The sequence below is a fragment of the Paenarthrobacter sp. NPDC089675 genome, from assembly GCF_044749185.1.
GTDB lineage: Bacteria > Actinomycetota > Actinomycetes > Actinomycetales > Micrococcaceae > Arthrobacter.
Genome location: NZ_JBIVHM010000001.1, coordinates 456,721 through 474,753, shown reverse-complemented (window position 1 = coordinate 474,753; position 18,033 = coordinate 456,721). Strand labels below are relative to the sequence as shown.

The 18,033-nt window shown below is 62.1% G+C and carries 19 protein-coding genes; 2 read left to right on the top strand and 17 right to left on the bottom strand.

What is annotated here, in order from left to right; genetic code table 11:
• Window positions 1–11 precede the first annotated feature (11 nt).
• Window positions 12–1,259: an N-acetylglucosamine-6-phosphate deacetylase gene (locus ACIPY2_RS02240; protein ID WP_400264752.1), complete on the top strand. Its 1,248-nt coding sequence runs from the start codon at window positions 12–14 to the stop codon at window positions 1,257–1,259.
• Window positions 1,260–1,536: 277 nt separating this feature from the next.
• Window positions 1,537–1,740 (top strand): cold-shock protein, encoded by a 204-nt coding sequence (locus ACIPY2_RS02235; protein WP_018776337.1) that lies wholly within the window; start codon window positions 1,537–1,539, stop codon window positions 1,738–1,740.
• 157 nt (window positions 1,741–1,897) lie between these two features.
• On the opposite strand, the gene ACIPY2_RS02230 is transcribed toward ACIPY2_RS02235, so the two are convergent.
• From ACIPY2_RS02230 to ACIPY2_RS02150, 17 genes are all read right to left on the bottom strand, one after another.
• On the bottom strand, window positions 1,898–4,414 hold the full coding sequence (locus tag ACIPY2_RS02230) for a phosphatidylglycerol lysyltransferase domain-containing protein (RefSeq protein ID WP_400264751.1): 2,517 nt from the start codon (window positions 4,412–4,414) through the stop codon (window positions 1,898–1,900).
• Complete coding sequence (locus ACIPY2_RS02225; protein WP_400264750.1) at window positions 4,396–5,694, bottom strand: alpha/beta hydrolase; 1,299 nt, start codon at window positions 5,692–5,694, stop codon at window positions 4,396–4,398. Before ACIPY2_RS02225 ends, ACIPY2_RS02230 begins: the two co-directional genes overlap by 19 nt.
• Window positions 5,695–5,700: 6 nt before the next feature.
• A complete protein-coding gene (locus tag ACIPY2_RS02220) occupies window positions 5,701–6,132 on the bottom strand; it encodes a DUF2550 domain-containing protein (protein WP_387435871.1) in 432 nt (143 codons plus the stop codon).
• 10 nt (window positions 6,133–6,142) lie between these two features.
• Window positions 6,143–6,427: a F0F1 ATP synthase subunit epsilon gene (locus tag ACIPY2_RS02215; RefSeq protein WP_216923952.1), complete on the bottom strand. Its 285-nt coding sequence runs from the start codon at window positions 6,425–6,427 to the stop codon at window positions 6,143–6,145.
• 1 nt (window position 6,428) lies between these two features.
• Window positions 6,429–7,880 carry a F0F1 ATP synthase subunit beta gene (gene atpD, locus ACIPY2_RS02210; protein WP_264962128.1) on the bottom strand — a complete coding sequence of 484 codons (1,452 nt, stop codon included), beginning with the start codon at window positions 7,878–7,880 and terminating at the stop codon, window positions 6,429–6,431.
• A gap of 83 nt (window positions 7,881–7,963) precedes the next feature.
• The gene (locus ACIPY2_RS02205) at window positions 7,964–8,854 is read right to left on the bottom strand and encodes a F0F1 ATP synthase subunit gamma (protein WP_400264749.1); all 891 of its coding nucleotides are present in this window, start codon (window positions 8,852–8,854) and stop codon (window positions 7,964–7,966) included.
• Window positions 8,855–8,930: 76 nt separating this feature from the next.
• Window positions 8,931–10,568, bottom strand: coding sequence for a F0F1 ATP synthase subunit alpha (gene atpA, locus ACIPY2_RS02200; RefSeq protein WP_347111218.1), 1,638 nt, complete (start codon window positions 10,566–10,568; stop codon window positions 8,931–8,933).
• Window positions 10,569–10,651: 83 nt separating this feature from the next.
• Window positions 10,652–11,479, bottom strand: coding sequence for a F0F1 ATP synthase subunit delta (locus tag ACIPY2_RS02195; protein ID WP_400264748.1), 828 nt, complete (start codon window positions 11,477–11,479; stop codon window positions 10,652–10,654).
• Window positions 11,479–12,027 carry a F0F1 ATP synthase subunit B gene (locus tag ACIPY2_RS02190; RefSeq protein WP_387435864.1) on the bottom strand — a complete coding sequence of 183 codons (549 nt, stop codon included), beginning with the start codon at window positions 12,025–12,027 and terminating at the stop codon, window positions 11,479–11,481. The genes ACIPY2_RS02195 and ACIPY2_RS02190 overlap by 1 nt, the downstream gene beginning before the upstream one ends.
• Before the next feature lie 55 nt (window positions 12,028–12,082).
• Complete coding sequence (gene atpE / locus ACIPY2_RS02185) at window positions 12,083–12,286, bottom strand: ATP synthase F0 subunit C (RefSeq protein WP_009356484.1); 204 nt, start codon at window positions 12,284–12,286, stop codon at window positions 12,083–12,085.
• A 78-nt stretch (window positions 12,287–12,364) separates the two neighbouring features.
• The gene (gene atpB, locus ACIPY2_RS02180) at window positions 12,365–13,165 is read right to left on the bottom strand and encodes a F0F1 ATP synthase subunit A (protein ID WP_387435862.1); all 801 of its coding nucleotides are present in this window, start codon (window positions 13,163–13,165) and stop codon (window positions 12,365–12,367) included.
• Window positions 13,166–13,246: 81 nt separating this feature from the next.
• A complete protein-coding gene (locus tag ACIPY2_RS02175) occupies window positions 13,247–13,582 on the bottom strand; it encodes a hypothetical protein (RefSeq protein WP_400264747.1) in 336 nt (111 codons plus the stop codon).
• The gene (locus ACIPY2_RS02170) at window positions 13,569–14,060 is read right to left on the bottom strand and encodes a hypothetical protein (protein WP_400264746.1); all 492 of its coding nucleotides are present in this window, start codon (window positions 14,058–14,060) and stop codon (window positions 13,569–13,571) included. The genes ACIPY2_RS02175 and ACIPY2_RS02170 overlap by 14 nt, the downstream gene beginning before the upstream one ends.
• Before the next feature lie 120 nt (window positions 14,061–14,180).
• The gene (locus ACIPY2_RS02165; RefSeq protein WP_400264745.1) at window positions 14,181–15,293 is read right to left on the bottom strand and encodes an MraY family glycosyltransferase; all 1,113 of its coding nucleotides are present in this window, start codon (window positions 15,291–15,293) and stop codon (window positions 14,181–14,183) included.
• A gap of 243 nt (window positions 15,294–15,536) precedes the next feature.
• Complete coding sequence (locus ACIPY2_RS02160; RefSeq protein ID WP_400264744.1) at window positions 15,537–16,490, bottom strand: glycosyltransferase; 954 nt, start codon at window positions 16,488–16,490, stop codon at window positions 15,537–15,539.
• A complete protein-coding gene (locus ACIPY2_RS02155; protein WP_400264743.1) occupies window positions 16,490–17,275 on the bottom strand; it encodes a WecB/TagA/CpsF family glycosyltransferase in 786 nt (261 codons plus the stop codon). Before ACIPY2_RS02155 ends, ACIPY2_RS02160 begins: the two co-directional genes overlap by 1 nt.
• The gene (locus ACIPY2_RS02150) at window positions 17,272–18,027 is read right to left on the bottom strand and encodes an L-threonylcarbamoyladenylate synthase (RefSeq protein ID WP_400264742.1); all 756 of its coding nucleotides are present in this window, start codon (window positions 18,025–18,027) and stop codon (window positions 17,272–17,274) included. The genes ACIPY2_RS02155 and ACIPY2_RS02150 overlap by 4 nt, the downstream gene beginning before the upstream one ends.
• Window positions 18,028–18,033: the final 6 nt, after the last annotated feature.

Genomic DNA, 18,033 nt, shown 5'->3' with positions numbered 1-18,033 from the left:
GAATCGAAACCATGACTGCCGCAGACCGTACCGTCTCCCCTTCCGCGCCCAGCCACCAGATCCTCACCGGCACGCTCGTCACCGACGGCTCAGTGGTGGAAGGAGGCCTGCTGGCCATTGAAGGTGACCGAATCGCCTACGCCGGGCCGGCGGCAGAATTCAACGCAGACGATTTCCCGGGTTTTCACAGCGCCATTAAGCACGGGGTTCCCACGGGACATTTCCTCCTGCCCGGCCTGGTGGACGTCCACTGCCACGGCGGCAACGGCGGCGACTTCCCTGGCGGAGACGAAGCATCCGCCCGGAAGGCCGTTGACTTCCTGCACCGTTCAGGGACCACCACATTGCTCGCAAGCATGGTCACCGCTCCGCGGGAAGACCTGCTCCGCGGCATCGAACTCTACGTCAAGCTCGCCGACGAGGGCTTGGTGGCAGGCATCCACCTTGAAGGTCCGTTCCTTTCACATGCCCGCTGCGGCGCCCAGAACCCCGCTTTCCTGCTGGAACCGGACCTGGAACTGATGGACGAACTGGTGGCCGCTTCGGCCGGAAAACTGGCCACCATGACCTACGCGCCGGAACTTCCCGGCGCGGCCGCGCTGGTGGACCTGATGACTTCCCACGGCGTCACCCCTTCGCTGGGCCACACGGACTGCGACGACGCCACGGCAGCTGCGTCGTTGGCGGCGGCCCGGGAGGGACTCGAGTCTGCGGGGTTCGACGGCGTCAGCTCGCTTCCCACGGTGACACACCTTTTCAACGGCATGCCTCCCATGCATCATCGTGCCCCTGGCCCGGTGGCTGCCTGCCTGCGCATGGCGCAGGAGGGCAAGGCAGTGGTGGAATTGATCGGCGACGACACCCACCTGGATCCACGTACCGTAGCCACCGTCTTCCAGCTGGTAGGCGCGTCGAACATTCTCTTGGTGACGGACTCCATGGCGGCGGCCGGCTTGTCCGACGGCAGCTACATGCTCGGCCCCTCCCCCGTGACCGTCAGCAACGGAGTCGCCACGCTCGACGCCACGGGTTCCATCGCCGGCGGCACCGCAACGCTGCTGGAGGTTGTCCGCAATACCGTAGCGGCCGGCGTCGACCTTCCCGATGCCGTGTGCTCTGCCACGGCCGTGCCCGCGGCTGTCCTTGGGCTTTCCGATGAAATCGGAGGACTCCGACGCGGCTTGCGCGCCGATGTGGTCACCGCCGACCAGGAACTCGGACTCACGGGAGTCATGCGAAATGGTGAATGGTTGTCATAGGACAAAGCAGCCAATGTGAATTCCGGTGTCCGCGTTACCTTCTTTTTACCGAAAATTTTCCCGAATTGCCTAAAAGACCGTTGACCTCCGGCACGGCACATGAAAGTGTTGTAGCAGTCTTTGTGTAGGTGGTTTTCATGCTCGCAAGACGAGTTGCGAGCGTGAAGCTCCTGCGAAACCAATCGGGCCCGGCCCGGGCGGAATCCGGATCTTCTCGCGGAGTAACAAAGCCGGTACGCGGTGTATCGGACTGGTGTTCCATAAAGAGGAGAAATACATGGCACTCGGAACCGTCAAGTGGTTCAACGCTGAAAAGGGCTTCGGCTTCATTACCCCGGACGACTCGGACGGTGACGTCTTCGTTCACTACTCCGAAATCCAGACCGGTGGCTTCAAGACCCTCGACGAGAACCAGCGCGTTCAGTTCGAGATCGGCCAGGGTGCCAAGGGTCCCCAGGCTACCGGCGTTACCGTCGTCTAGTTTGACGTGAATCAACAACAGCTTGGCCCCGGCGTAAAAGCCGGGGCCAAGCTGTTTAAAAGAACGCGTTGCCGATCAATATGTCTGATATTTCGACAACCGCTGTTACAAACCGTGAAGAATTGCGAAATCCCATGGCGATTGAAGCGTTGACAATTCAACCAACCAAGGTGCGCAAGAGCCTCGCGGAATGCCGTACGGATAAACCGGGCAGGTAGGCCCGGCTCAAAGCCCGGCCCATTGCGGGAAGGTGCAAAGGATCCTGGTAATACATGTAGAGGGTCCGGTAGTCCGGTTGGAACCGGGACTTGAAGGAAGCGAGCGAACGGAAGCCATAAACGGGTTCCAGCGCCTGCCCCACAAGGTCCAGGATTCCTGCCAGCCCCTCGGGCCGCTGATCCTCTTCATCCTTGTCCCTGGCGAGCGGTGAACCGGAGAGTGAAATCACCTCAACAGAGTCCCGCAGATGCAGCACAGCGGATGCAATGAGGAACTCCATGACACCCGGGAAAGCGTCGCCCCGGCGCCGCATGAAGTCCAGGGTCCAACTGACAACCTGACCTTCCTTATGGACCGGCAGCCAGCTGGTGACTCCGTACACGAGCCCGTCAGCATCAGCAGCAACACAGCACAGCACCTCCGGGTCCGCCAGTTCATCCAAGCCACCCAGGGTGAACCCCATCTCAGGCACGCGCTTTTGAGCCGCCCATTCCTCCGAGACTTCCCCGATCTGTGTCCGCAGGGCGTGCGGCAATTCGCCGTAGCTGCCCCAGATGGCGGTGACCCCCATCTTGCCCGCCCTGTTGAGGGCGGTGCGTACGTTTTGCCATTCCTTGCCGCGGAACTCCAATCCCCGGATCCGCAACCGGGTCTCCTGTGCAACCGCGACCCTGCGGAAACCACGGGACTGCAACTCCGGCCACAACTCTTCCGTGCAGGAGTAGAGGCAGGGGATCATGGCATTTTCCGAGCAATGTTGGAGAAAGCCCCTGGTGGTGACCGCGTGTTGCGCTTCAGCTCCAATGGGCCCGGCGAGCGTCAGGGCCACATGGCCATGCTGCTGGTAGGCCACTCCCCCGGCGCCGTCGGCAGTGAACCAGTACTTGTTCGGTTCCCACAGCGCCATCCAGGACAAAGAGTCGCCACCTTGCTTCACGAGGGCGCGGGCATGCTCACGCGACTGGTGGTCCAGCCCGCCGGAATGATGGCCCCTGATCAGGAGGATCCACACTCCCACCAGGGAAACCAACCAGAAGGCCGTTCCCGAATAGGAAAAGAGAAAGACTTCAAAAGCGTCGCGATCTGCGAAGACCTTGCGATAGACGCCGGGCAGCGGCACCGGGAGGTACTGGCGGGCGAGCTCCGAACCCAGACCCAACACGCCGCCGTCGCGCGCCATGCCCCCGGAAGCGAACCAAACGGCACTGTAAGTCAGCGCAAGTCCGCCACCCGTCAAGCCCACCAACCAAAAGACGCGACGCCGCAACCCCGTTGAGGATTCCACTCGGAAGTGGCCCCGGTAGGCGAACAGCAAAACCGCAAGGATCAGGGGCACCAGAACCAAAGGAATCAGGTGGGCCACGGCAGAGTTCATCATGGCCACGCGAGGCCGGCCGGATGTGGCCGGTATGCCGGCGAACAAACCCAGGTAGACAGCTGACAACGCGACCACCACAACCTGGACACTTATTGCGATCCCCAGCGCGAGCCGCCTGCCCCGCCGCATACCGTCAGCGCAAATCAGGAGCAGCAATACAGGGACCACAGCCAACGCCAGGCCGAACGGCCCGTTATAGCCCTGCCGGACCAGTTCGAGGCACGTCACATCGATGGTGCCGCCGCAGTTCCCTTCCAACTGGCTCAGGGTGGGCAAAGGATTGAGGATGACGTCCCGCAGCAGGGCAAGCGGACCGGATGGACTCTTGGCCACCGCGGTCAGGATGGGCCCGACGGCGAAAATGGCCATGGTCAGGGATAGGAGGTTCCGGACTTCACGGCCGGTGGACCGGTGCAGGTGAAGATGGCCCATGGTGCTCTGCTGCCACCAGGCTGCCGCGAGTCCGATCAGGGCCCCCAACAGCCCCACGAGCGTCTCGGGATGACCAACGTACAGCACCAGCAGCAAGGTCAGGGAAAGCGCCACCGTACGCAGCCGCCGTTGCCACAGGGTTGGAAGCTTGGCAGTGGCGGCGAGTGCTGTGGCGATCAAAGCCCCGTACGGGCCGATCAGGCGGGTCTCCACCATGCGGGAAATCCAGCCGTCCTCCGCATACTGGGCAATCTGGGTCACCAAGAGGAAAGCCGTGACACAGGCGAACTGGCTTCCAAAGAAGACACCTGCCGTCTTCGCGAAGCCAAAGTGCCGTTCGGCCAGGCCGAGGAGGAAGAGGATCATCAGGGCAACCAGGACAAAGGCCAGGACGTTCGTAGTGAAGAACAGCGACGTCCATATGGACCACCACTCACCGGCCTTCAAACCTCGAAGTGTCACACCGGCTACCGGAAGCCATTGTTCCGGCGGTCCGGAAAAGAAGCTCCCCGAAACGATGGAAACCACAATGAAAAGGCCGAGCACCGCCGAAGTGAAGGGGGTAGCACGCAAATGCCTCGCAGCCTGCCTTAGCGCCGGCTGCACGAACCCCCTAAGGGCCAGGCTCATTTGGCCAACCCCCATCGGTTGGCGAGGAAGTCCAAAGCCCCCGGCATGCCACGGACCACAGTGTCCCATGAGTGGCCGGAATGGGCGATGATGTGGTCTTCGACCGTGAAGCCCGCTTCACGGGCAGCCTCCGCGAGAACCTTCATATAGCCAATGAACTCATTGTCCGTAGCACCCGCCGTCAAATACATCCCGTTGCCGGGGAACCGGTGTTCCTTCATCAAGGTCAAAGGGGTCCTCGCCTCAAAGGCCGCCACGTCGCCGTCGAAGGAGTCCGCAACTGTCTTTTTCCGATCCTTGGCCAGCGCCGGTTCCTGCTCGGCAGAGAAGCCAACCGAGGACCCGAACAAGTCCGGATGGGCCGTGCCCATCTGCACAGCGCAGGTGCCACCGAAGGAGAAACCGCCGACCGCCCACTTTGTATGGTCTGTTGAAACCGCGAGGGTTTTGCTGATCCAGTTCGGCACGTCTTGTGACAGATAGGTGTCCGCGGGAGCAATCCGGCTGTCCATGCACATCGTGTTGGCGCTGCCCGTACCGTTGGGATCCACCAGCACCGTGACAGGCGCGAGGCCGGCGTGCGCCTCAGCGAACTTGTCCAGCTGTGACCTCAGCTGACCCCCGGTCAGCCAATCCGCAGGGCCTCCGGGTTGGCCGGCAAAGAGCACCAGCACGGGAAGGCTGGGGCGTTTGGACGTCAGGTAAGCCGGCGGCAGGTAAATGTAGGCCTCCCGGGCCGAGAACCCGGAGGCGGTGCCGGGGATCGTCGCTCGTCGAAGGGTGCCTGAACGGGGCATGTCATCCGGCGCCTTCCACTCGGAAGGCTGCACCCCGGCTTTGCCTTCGGCCGCACGCTGCAGCCCGGGCTCAAGGGGCTGGATCCGCGCCACGGCCGTCCCCAACAGGTCGGCCACGGTGTTGTTAAGGCCGAAGTAGGAATTGACCTGGACCACGCACAGCAGCACCACGCCGAGCATTGCCGCAATGCTGCCAAGGCGACCCCGCCAGCCCGTCCGGAACAGCCGCACGACGCACAGGAGGACCGCTGCGACTGCGGCCGTTGACCAGAGCAGCGTCTCGAAGGGAAGGTTCTCCGAGAAGACGGCCATCACATCGATAAGGATCCAATGGACCAGTGCGACAATGCCGACAGCCATGGCTGCCGAAGCCGCAACCACGATCGGCCAGGAACGCCGGCGGCGCCACAAAAGGACGGCCGCCCCTGTTACGCCGCAAGCAACAGCGAACCAAAAGAAGGGGCCGTCCACCAGGCTGACGTCCGAGAGAAAGTCCATCTACGCTTAACGCCAAGTACCGACGCCGATGACCGGACCGGCCTCGAGCCAGGAGGAAAGCCCGGCGTAGGCCTCGAACTTCATGGCGAGCATGAACTTCCGGCCTTCATACTGAAGCTCGACCACAACTACGCCTGGTTGCACCCGAACCAGTTCGTCCTCGGTTGGTTTCCGCCTGCCAAGAAGTTCAAGGGAACTCCGCTTGAACCTGTATTTAGGGATCACGCTGAGCGACATCAAGCGGAACCACTCGAGTTCATTGTCCTGATAACGACAAACCCCCATCTGCCAGCTGTTTCCAGCCATGCAAATGGAGGCGTCAACCGTGCCCAGGGCACGCCGCAGATTGAAGCGGCGCACCCCGAAAAGGCACAGTGTAAAAATTAGCAACGCAAACGCCGTTGCCAGGGCGATGAACGGAATAAGGGAATCGTCCATCAAGGTCTTGCTATCGGATCCCCGCTGTAGCCGCTTCGCCCAACTGGGCGTTGTCAGCAACAATGACCACGCGATCGTTGTCAACGGAGAAGAATCCGCCGTCGACCACTACCGCGATCCGGTCACCGGAAACCGGCTGGATTGCCAGCTCGCCCTCGGCCAGGATGGCCAGGAGGGGCGAGTGGCCCGGCAGGATTCCGATTTCACCATCACTGGTGCGGGCCTTCACCATCTTGGCCGCGCCGGACCACACAAAGTGGTCCGCTGCGACAATCTCAACCTCAAGCTCAGCCATATTACTTGGTCTGTTCCTGGATCTTGGCCCAGTTGCGCTCGACGTCATCCAGGCCACCGACGTTGAAGAACGCCTGCTCTGCAATGTGGTCCAGCTCGCCGTCGCAGATGGCGGTGAAGCCTTCAACCGTGTCCTTGATGGAAACGGTGGAGCCCTCGACGCCGGTGAACTGCTTGGCGGTGTAGGTGTTCTGGGACAGGAACTGCTGGATGCGGCGTGCACGCGACACGACGATCTTGTCCTCTTCGGACAGTTCGTCAACACCGAGGATGGCGATGATGTCCTGGAGTTCCTTGTTCTTCTGCAGGATCTGCTTCACACGGACAGCCGTGTTGTAGTGGTCCTTGCCGATGTACTGGGGGTCCAGGATACGCGACGTGGACGTCAGCGGGTCAACGGCCGGGTACAAACCACGGGAGGCGATTTCACGGGAAAGTTCCGTGGTCGCGTCGAGGTGTGCGAAGGTCGTTGCCGGTGCCGGGTCGGTGTAGTCGTCAGCAGGGACGTAGATTGCCTGCATCGACGTGATGGAGTGGCCCTTGGTGGAGGTAATGCGCTCCTGCAGCAGACCCATCTCGTCAGCCAGGTTCGGCTGGTAGCCCACGGCGGACGGCATGCGGCCGAGCAGCGTGGAAACTTCCGAACCAGCCTGGGTGAAGCGGAAGATGTTGTCGATGAAGAGCAGCACGTCCTGGTTCTGCACATCGCGGAAGTACTCCGCCATGGTCAGCGCCGAGAGGGCCACGCGCAGACGCGTTCCCGGCGGCTCGTCCATCTGACCGAACACAAGGGCGGTGTCCTTGAGGACGCCTGCCTCTTCCATTTCAACCCAGAGGTCGTTGCCTTCACGCGTACGCTCGCCAACACCGGCGAATACCGAGGTACCACCGAAGTTACGGGCAACACGGGTGATCATTTCCTGGATCAGAACGGTCTTGCCAACACCGGCGCCACCGAACAGACCGATCTTTCCACCCTTGATGTACGGGGTGAGGAGGTCGATGACCTTGATACCGGTCTCGAGCATCTCCGTGGAGCCCTCGAGCGATGCGAAGGACGGAGCCTTGCGGTGGATCGGCCAGTAAGCGTCGGCCTTGATCTCGGACTCGTCAACGTCCAGCGGCTTGCCGAGGACGTTGAAGATGTGTCCCTTGACGCCGTCGCCAACGGGCACGGAGATCGGGGCGCCCGAGTCCTGCACGGTGGTGCCGCGGACGAGGCCGTCGGTGGCCTGCAGGGAGATGGCGCGGACGAGGTTGTCACCCAGGTGCTGGGAGGTCTCGAACGTGATGGTCTTGGTCTGGCCGTTGAGGGTCACCTCGGTGGTCAGCGCGTTGTAAATCTCGGGGATTGCGTCAGCCGGGAATTCGACGTCGACAACCGGACCAATAACACGGGCAATGCGGCCGGTGGCGCCGGCCGTTGCTACGTGTTCGGTAGCAGTGGCAGTCATCTCTCTCACTTCACTCAGTAGATGGCGTGGGGTTAAGTTTATCTGTTTGTTGCAGGTGCGGCTTCAAGCCGGATCCGCGGCGGCTAGGACGCGAGTGCGTCGGCGCCGGCCACGATCTCGGAAAGCTCCTGCGTAATTTCGGCCTGGCGGGCCGTGTTGCGAAGGCGCGTGTACTTCTTGATCAGTTCGGTCGCGTTGTCACCGGCCGACTTCATGGCACGCTGGCGGGCTGCGAGCTCGGAAGCTGCTGCCTGAAGCATTGCTGCGAAGATGCGGGATTCGATGTAACGCGGCAGCAGGGCGTCGAGGACCTGCTCCGTTTCCGGCTCAAACTCATACAGCGGCAACAGCTCGTTCTCCGATGCTGCTTCCTCTTCCACGACCTCAAGCGGAAGCAGACGGATGACCGTCGGCTCCTGCGTCACCATGGACTTGAAGCGGGTGTAGACGACGTGGATTTCATCCACGCCTCCCTCTTCATAGCTGGTGGCGAAGTCTTCGAGGAGTGCAGCGCCGATTTCCCGGGCCGTTGCGAATTCCGGTGCATCCGTGCCGCCCGTCCAAACACGGGTGTAGCCACGGTTGCGGAATTCGAAGTACGCCTGTGCCTTGCGGCCAACCAGGTACGACTTGACTTCCTTGCCTTCTGCGCGAAGAAGCTCGGTGAGGCCTTCGGCCTGCTTGAGCACGCTCGCGGAGTACGACCCCGCAAGGCCACGGTCCGAGGTGACGATCAGGACGGCGGCGCGGCGGATCTGCTCCGGCTCGGTGGTCAGCGGGTGGTCGATTTCGCTCTGAGTCGCGACAGCAGAAACGGCACGGGTGATGGCGTTCGCGTAAGGCAGTGAAGCTGCTACGCGGGCGCGGGCCTTACCGATGCGCGAGGTAGCGATCAGTTCCATCGCCTTGAAGATCTTGCGCATCGACGTCGTCGAGCTGATCTTCTGACGGTAGACCCGAATCTGGGCTCCCATACTTATCCTTTCCTAAGTTCCCGACTTGCTGCCCTGCCGGGGTCCTTCCGGACCCCGGCAGGGCAGGTCATCGAAACTAGCGCTTCTGCTTGACGATCTTTTCCTGGTCGACGTCGCCGCCCGAGATCGCTTCGTGCTCTTCGTGTCCGGCGCCAACCAGTCGGTTGTCGCCTTCGCCGAAGAAGCCCTTCTTGAAGGAAACAATGGCTTCCTTCAGCGCTGCTGCGGTGTCGTCATCCAGGACGTTGGTCTGGGCCAGCGTGGTCAGGATGGAGGACTGGTGCTTCAAGTGCTCCAGGAACTCGGACTCGAAGCGGCTGATGTCCTCAACCGGAACGTCGTCCAGGTAGCCGTTGGTACCGGCCCAGATGGAAACAACCTGGTTCTCGACCGGGAACGGCGAGTACTGGCCCTGCTTGAGCAGTTCCATCAGGCGTGCGCCACGGGTCAGCTGCTGGCGGGATGCGGCGTCGAGGTCCGAGGCGAACATCGCGAATGCCTGCATGTCGCGGTACTGTGCCAGGTCCAGCTTCAAGGTACCGGAGACCTTCTTCATGGACTTGACCTGTGCCGCGCCACCAACGCGGGAGACGGACACGCCGACGTCAACAGCAGGACGCTGGTTGGCGTTGAAGAGGTCCGACTGGAGGAAGATCTGACCATCAGTGATGGAGATCACGTTGGTGGGGATGTAGGCGGAAACGTCGTTTGCCTTGGTTTCGACGATCGGCAGACCGGTCATCGAACCCGCGCCGAGCTCGTCGGAGAGCTTTGCGCAACGCTCCAGCAGGCGGGAGTGCAAGTAGAAGACGTCACCCGGGTAGGCTTCGCGTCCCGGCGGACGACGCAGCAGCAGGGACACAGCGCGGTAGGCTTCGGCCTGCTTGGACAGGTCATCAAAGATCACCAGGACGTGCTTGCCGCCGTACATCCAGTGCTGGCCGATGGCCGAACCGGCGTACGGTGCCAGGTACTTGAAGCCCGCGGGGTCGGATGCCGGGGAGGCCACGATCGTGGTGTACTCAAGCGCACCGTGGTCTTCAAGGGTCTGGCGCACTGCAGCAATGGTGGAGGCCTTCTGGCCAACACCGACGTACACGCAGCGAACCTGCTTGTTGACATCCCCAGAAGCCCAGTTGGCCTTCTGGTTGATGATGGTGTCGACGGCGATTGCCGTCTTGCCGGTCTGGCGGTCACCAATGATCAGCTGGCGCTGGCCACGGCCGATCGGGATCATGGCGTCGATGGCCTTGAGGCCGGTCTGCATCGGCTCGTGAACAGACTTGCGCTCGGTTACGCCGGGAGCCTGGAGCTCCAGTGCGCGGGTGGTCTCGGCCTTGATCTCGCCGAGGTCGTCGATGGGCTGGCCCAGGGGGTCAACCACGCGGCCCAGGAAGGCGTCGCCTACGGGCACGGACAGGATTTCACCGGTGCGGTGGACTTCCTGGCCTTCTTCGATTCCGGTGAAGTCACCGAGGATAATGACACCGATTTCGCGGACGTCAAGGTTCTGGGCGAGGCCCAGCGTGCCATCCTCGAAGCGAAGCAGCTCGTTCGCCATGACCGAGGGAAGACCCTCAACACGGGCGATGCCGTCACTTGCGGTGGTCACGCGACCAACCTCTACGCGCTCTGCGTTACCGGGTTCGTAGGACGCCGCGAACTCGTTCAACGCATTACGGACGTCGTCGGCGTTGATGGTCAATTCGGCCATCTGCAGTCCCTGCTCTCCTGTTTTCGTGATCATCGTTGCTCACGATGACCGGGTTTATATCAGTTAGTTGTGCTTTGTCTTCTCTAGACAGCGAGCTGCCGGCGGAGTTCGCCCAGGCGGGCGATGACCGAAGCGTCAAGCACTTCGTCGCCTACCTGTACGCGGACTCCACCGATCAGGGTGGGGTCAACTGTGACATTGACCTTGAGTTCGCGGCCGTAGAGGGCGTTCAGCCCGGCCTGCAGTCGGCTGGCCTGCGTTTCCGTCAACGGACGGGTAACGCTGACAGTCGCAATCCAGCGCTGCTGGCGCTTGGCTGCAAGCTTCGCGAAGGACTCGACAAGCTTGCTCGGCTTGACACCGCGCGGCTGCGAGACCGCCTGGCCAATGAGAACCTTTGCTTCCTCGCTGATGCCAGGAACCAGTTTCTCGACAAGGGCAGTCTTGGCAGCACCCGATGCCTGCGGCTCAGACAAAGCCCGCTGCACTTCGTGGCTGGAAGCAACGACCTGGTTGAAAGCAAACAGATCGTTTTCCAGCTCTTCCAGCCCCGTAATACCGGAGGCAGAAACGGCCGACTTGTTTTCAGCTACCGCAATGACGACCGTGGCGGCAAGCGTCTCGAGTGCATCGCCGATATCGCGTGCGGAAGCCCAGCGCAAGCTGGCCAGTCCGGCTGCAATCTCAGCAGCATCAGCGGAGACTTTTCCGCCAACGAGCTGCTTGACCAGCGCCGACTTCTCGTCCCCGCTGCGGGAAGGATCAGTCAGGGCGCGGCGCAAGCCAGCCGAGCTGTCCACCGTTCCCAGGATTCCGAAGAGGTCCTTAGCCAACTGCAGCGAGGCCAAAGGAAGCTTTGCTTCCAGGTCTGCCAGTGCTGTGGTCAGCGATTCGCTCGATATTCCTGCCATTACTTAGCTGCACCTGCGTTCTGGGTCTCCAGATCAGCCAGGAAGCGGTCCACAACGCGCGCAGAGCGTTCGTCGTCGTTCAGTGCTTCACCGACGATGCGGCCAGCCAGCGTGGTGGCCAGCGTGCCTACCTCGGAGCGGAGCGAGACAACAGCTGCCTGGCGCTCGGACTCGATGGCGGCGTGTGCCTGCTCGGTGATGCGTGCAGATTCAGCAGCTGCCTTGGCCTTCAGGTCCGCAAGGATCTGGGCGCCCTCGGCACGTGCTTCTTCGCGGATGCGGTTGGCCTCGGCACGGGCATCGGTGAGCTGCTGCTTGTACTCTTCGAGTGCTGCAGAAGCCTCTGCCTGGGCCTGTTCGGCCTTCGCGATGCCACCTTCAATTGCTTCGGCGCGCTCTGCGAACGTCTTCTCGAACATCGGGACAACAAACTTGACCACGATGAACAGGAGGACAGCAAAGCCGACCAGGACAACGCCCATTTCCCAAACGTTGGGAACGAGCGGGTTTGCCCCTTCAGTGGCGGCTGAGATGATCAGCTGATTCATGTTTCACCCGTCCTATCTACTCGGTTGCGGAAATCGCTGTGTTCTGAAGTCGAAACTAGAGAACGAAAGCGAAAACGAGGCCGAGGATGGCAAGAGCTTCGGTCAGGGCCAGACCAAGGAACGCGATCGGCTGCAGCACGCGCTGAGCTTCCGGCTGACGAGCAACACCGTTGATGTAGGCCGCGAACACGAGACCAACACCGATACCACCGCCGATTGCGGACAGACCGTAACCTACGAGGTTGAGATTGCCTTCCATTTTTTTCCTTTCAAGATGCCACCCGTGTGGCAGGTTGTTTGGTTTACTTCAATCCCCTCAAGGGGAAGTCTGGGTGCCTTAGTGGCTGTCGGCGTGCAGGGCGCCTTCGATGTAGATCGCGGTCAGCAAGGTGAACACGTAAGCCTGCAGGGCCATGATCAGGGCCTCGAGCATGTACATGGCGATGGCGCCGACAAGTACGAGGACCGAGGTTCCCTTGAGCAGGACGTTTTCCTGCATGACCAGGAACTCGATACCGGATCCGGCGAGCATGACGATCAGGTGGCCGGCCAGCATCGTCGCGAACAGACGGAGGCTGTGCGTCACGGGGCGGACCAGGAAGTTGGAGATGATTTCGATCGGAACAACGATCGGCAGGATGTACCACGGAACACCGGAGGGAACGGTGGCGAGCTTGAAGTAGCGCAGGCCGTTCTTCTTGATGCCGATGATGATCCAGGTGAAGTACACGATGCCGGCGAGCACATAGGCTCCGCCAACGTGCGAGAAGCTCGGGAGCTGGATAACCGGGATGGCACCGTAGATGTTGTTCACCAGGATGAAGAAGAACAGGCTGAACAGCAAAGGAACATACTTGATGAAGTCCTTGCCGCCAATGATGTCCTTGGCGATGCTGTTACGGACGAAGCCGTAGGCCATCTCGCCGGCAAACTGCAGCTTGCCGGGGACCAGCTGCTGCTTCCGGGCGGCGGCCACAAAGAAGCCGGCGATAATGACGACCGACAGGATCACCAGCAGCATTTGCTTGGAGAAGCCGTCCGCAGCACCCCAGGGCAGGATTGCCGGCAGGTGCATTTCTTCGATTCCGGGTGGGGTGAAGGACCCCGAATCCTGGGCTGGGAGCGCAAGCGCGATCAACGCGTTTCCTCTCTGCTGTGTCCATCATTGGGCATTGGGCGGAACGCGGACACGTTCGACGCATCCCCATTCCATGTGAAATTATTTGGCATTACTGTCCCCGTCCTTGGACGGACCGCTGTCTGCGTTGTTCTCTCCGGCGGAAGTGCTTTGCTTGGTGAGGCCGTGCATATGGGAAAGATAGAACCCTCCTGCGGCTCCAAGCAGAGCGCCAAGGAGCACAATCCAGCGGGTCCCCCACAGATTATCCAGTCCCCAGCCTATCAAACTCCAGACAATGATCCCGCCAATGATGTAGCTGAAGACTGCGAGGCCGGCGTTGTATCCGCCATCGTTCCGCGCTTCTGCGGCGTCGTCGGCATCACGGGAACCATCGGTCGGAGCTGCCGGGTGCGATTTGCGCTTACGCAAGGCCATCCGGTCCCCCCTTCCGGTCCGCAGGGTCGTTGTAGATCTGGAGCCGGGCCTTGCTGAAACCGTAGAGTTCCGCCGTCTGCCAGGCCACAACACTGACCACGGCACCAATAAGGAACCAGCGGCCGTTCAGCCAGTCCGGACGACCGAGCGCGAACAGCACTACGGCAAAGCCGACCACTTTGACGAAATACGTCGCAACAAAGAGGCCGATTGCACCGGACGGGTTGTTCCTGCCGACAAAATGGCCCACGAGGAGGCTGATGGCAAAGAAGAGGATGACCAGCAGTGCGCCGGCCGCCGTCGACAGTGAACCCAGGCCGCCGTCGGCCAATGCCGCGATCACGCTGGTGATTGCCGCGGCTGCTGCCGCGGCCAGGAGGCTGAGAACCAGCAACCGCAGCCAAAGGGAGGAGATCCGCCCAAACAATCCGTCACCACGTCTGCCGGACGGGCGTCCGGATTCGGCGTTGGATGTCATGGGGATACCAATCCTCGTGGCAGGGGAGCCATATTCTCAAAGTGGGGTTACGGGCGAGTGACTGTCCGCACCAAGAATTCTACACGAGATAGAACTGTGGCGATAACCGGGCGTCACGTGCTACTCCCCCGGCTGCGCGGTCTTCCTGCTGAAGTAGGGCCAGGCAGTGACAGCGGCCATGACCAACGCGGCGGCCAAGTCCACGATCAACACAAACTGCCAGGGAAAGACGGCAAACGCAACGCCACCGAACGCCAGGATGCACGTCCAGACGTAGAGCATCACAACGGCGGTGCGGTGCGAGTATCCGAGGTCCACCAACTTGTGGTGGAGGTGCCCGCGGTCCGCCGACCACGGTGACTGGCCTCGAGCGGTCCTGCGGACCACCGCCATGCCGAAGTCAAGGAGCGGGAGCGACAGTACGGCGAACGGCAGAAGAATCGGAATGACGGTTGGAATACCGTTGGCGCGGTCGTAGAGCCCGGATCCGATCTGTCCCGTCGCCACCACGCCGGCCGCGGCCATGAGGAGACCGATCAGCATGGCCCCGGAGTCGCCCATGAAGATCTTGGCGGGAAACCAGTTGTGCGGAAGGAAACCGATACAACTGCCAACCAGGATGGCCATGAGCAGTGTGGCGAGGTCCGAGTTGTCAGTTGACGGGTTGTTCCGGTGGACCCAGTACGCCGTCAGGAAGAACGCGCCGCCGCCGATCGTTGCCACCCCTGCGGCCAGTCCGTCCAGGCCGTCAATGAAGTTGACCGCGTTCATGGTGGTAACGATCAATCCGGCGGTCAGGACGATCTGGACAATCTCGGACTGGATAAGGATCGGCTCGGGGATGAACGGAACCACGGACATCCGCACGCCCCAGATGGCCACAATAACGGCAGCGGCCGCCTGTCCCAGGAGCTTGATCCACCAACGGATGTCGAGGATGTCGTCAGCCACCCCTACGGCGACAATCACCACGGCACCGGCCAGGATTCCCCAAGGCGCGTCGTTGTGCCTGAAGATGTCCTTAACGAAGAAGGAATTGCCGGCTACCACCAACGCAACGAAGAAGCCCGCGAAGATGCCAAGGCCGCCAAGCTTCGAAATCAGCGCGGAGTGCATGTCCCGGCTTCTGATGGGCCGGTACAAGCGGAGCTTGTTGCCGAGTACCCGGGCGCCCCACGTTCCCGTGTAGGACACCACGGCAGCCGTGAGCGCCATCAGCAGGTACATGATCATGATGCGGCTCCGGTACGCAGGGCCGTGGCGGCTGGAAAATTGGGAGGCTCGGGGCAGGTCGGTGTTTGGAATGCTGTCTTTGGATAAATGGAACTACTCCGTTGCCATGCCCGCACCGGCTGTGCCGAATGTTGCTGGTTTTCTGTGGACTCTAGTGTCGATACTAATGCCAATGGACAGAGCCACCGGCGTGACGCAGCCGCGGGAAGGCCGTCTTTTGCCTCCCGCGCGGCTGCTTCGCTGCTACTTTGCCGCTTCGCGAACCTCACGCAGGGCGTAGATTCCCGCCAGCACCCGCGTGTTGGAGCGCGGGGGCCGGAAGCTGTCCCGGAGCCCCTTCAACAGGCCGGACACCAGGACCTTGCGGTTCGGTGATGCTGCGATGGTCTTTGTCCAGTTGCGCACCGACGCGCCGGTGAACAGGACCTTTTCCCAAGGAGCCAGGGCGTTGGACCGTGTGTAGACCCAGAGCTTGTTCCGGACCTCGTAATAGAAGCGCGGGCCCGGATCGGCGCCGGCGTCGCCGAAGACCTTGGTGTGGTGGTTCGCCACCGAGGCATTGGTTGAAAGGGCCGTTCCGTGCCTGGAGATCCGGGCAGTGAACTCGAGATCGTCGTTCCAGATGAAGTAGTCGGCGATCGGCAGCCCATGCTTCCTGATCTCCTCGGCCCTGACCAGCACGGACACGAACGAGGCGCTGCGAATCTGCGTAGCTCCCAAGCGCGCCGCGGTGCTGCGCGCTTCCGCGCTTGCGCCAATCCGGGGCCGCATCCGGTTCATTGGATGATCCCGGCCGTCCGTCCAGACCACTCGGCTGGCTATGAACGCGGGAGCCTCCCCCGTCTCCCGGGTGTAAGCCTCCGAGACATCAAGGGCTTCACCCAGTGCGGCCGGCTGCGGTTCGGTGTCGTCGTCCATGATCCACACGTAGTCCGCAGCGTGGTCCAGCAGCGCACGCTCCATACCGACTACAAAACCACCGGCACCGCCAACGTTGGCGTTCAGCGTCACCACGTCGGTGACCAGCGGACCGACGTAGTTGCGCAGGAACTCAGCCGTTGCGTCGGTTGAGGCATTGTCCACAATTACGACGGCGTCAGGCACCTGAGTGCCCGCGGCTATGCCCTCCAGTGTCGTCTCAAGGAGTTCGCGCCGGTTATAGGTCACCACGACGGCGACCACAACGGGTTTAGACATTACTTCCCTTTGCTCCGGGATGACTGGATTCGCCGGCCGATCAACAGACCGGCCAGCTTCCACGGTTCAATAAATACTCGGTAAGCCACGCGCCCGGGGTGGAGTACGAGGCGCCAAGCCCACTCCAGACCCAAACGGCCGAGCCATCGCGGCGCAAGTTTCTGCACGCCGGCAACCTGCTCGATGGCTCCGCCCACGGCGCAGTACACCGCAGGAGGCAACTCCGGCAGCCGCTTTTGCAGGACTGTCTCCTGGAGCGGCATGCCAAGGCCGAGCAGGACGAGCTGCGGGCGGAATTCGCCGAGCCATGTGACCACAGCATTTTCAAGGGACTCGTCCCAACTTTCCCCCGGCATCCCGTCGACTGTGGCACCAGGAACAATTTCCCGCAGACGTGCCACAGCCTTGGTGTTTGCTTCGCGCCCCGCCCCCACCACGGCAATGCGGTCAAGGCCTGGCACGGACCCAAGCGCGGGAATCCAGTCCATGGATCCCAAGCGGTACGCCATGGTTCCCTGGCCCAGGGGTTTCAGCTGCCGCTGATGGGCAAGGCCCCACAGCATGGCCACCGGGGCTCCGTCCAGAAGTACTACTGCACTGCGGTCATAGAGGGAACGGAAGCCCGCGCAGGAGTGGAAAAGCGTAACACTGTGCAGGTTGTGGCCGAGGACCGTGCTGGCGGTACCGGAGGCAATGAGGTCTCCAAGAACCTCAATGACACCGTCCACGCGCAGCGGAGTAGCGTCGACGTCGAGGACGGGGACGCGCTGGCGCTCCGGGTTCATTCGGGTTGGGCTGGACGCGGCACGTCGGACGAAGGCGCTTCTTGCACCGGCTCGCCTTCCGGAACGTCGGCCGGGGATTCCGGTGCGGCCTCTTCGCCGAATCCCAGCACGGACGGGACCACCTCGCGCAGGCGTTCCAGCGGGATCGCGCCCTGCCGAACCACTTTGAAGGGCGTGGAAGTAGCATCCACAATCGTGGAGGGAACGCCCATGGTGCCCTCCACAGGACGGAAGCCGCCTTCGAGGTAGACCTCCACGGACTCGGCGAGCTGCAACCTGGCCTCTGATGCGGTCTGGGCAGCTTCCTGACCCGTGCGGTTGGCCGAGGACACCGCCAACGGTCCGGTCAGGCCGAGCAGTTCCAAGGCAATGGCGTCATCGGGCATGCGCAGGGCAACGGTGCCCTTGGTGTCCCCGAGATCCCAGTCCAGCGACGGCTGCGCATGCAGGATCAGGGTCAGTCCGCCGGGCCAGAACGCCTGGGCCAATGCACGGGCGTCGGCCGGAACTTCGGTGGCCAGCCCGTCCAGCGCATTGATGCGGGGGATCAGGACAGGCGGCGGCATCTGCCGGCTCCGGCCCTTCGAAGCCAGGAGCATCGTGACGGCTAACGGCGAGAAGGCATCAGCCGCGATGCCGTAAACAGTGTCCGTTGGCATCACGATGCACTTCTTCTCACTGATGGCACGCTGTGCGTGTTGGAGTCCCTCAGTCCGCTGGTCTTCGGAAGTGCAGTTGTAGGTTGTGGTCACAGCGCT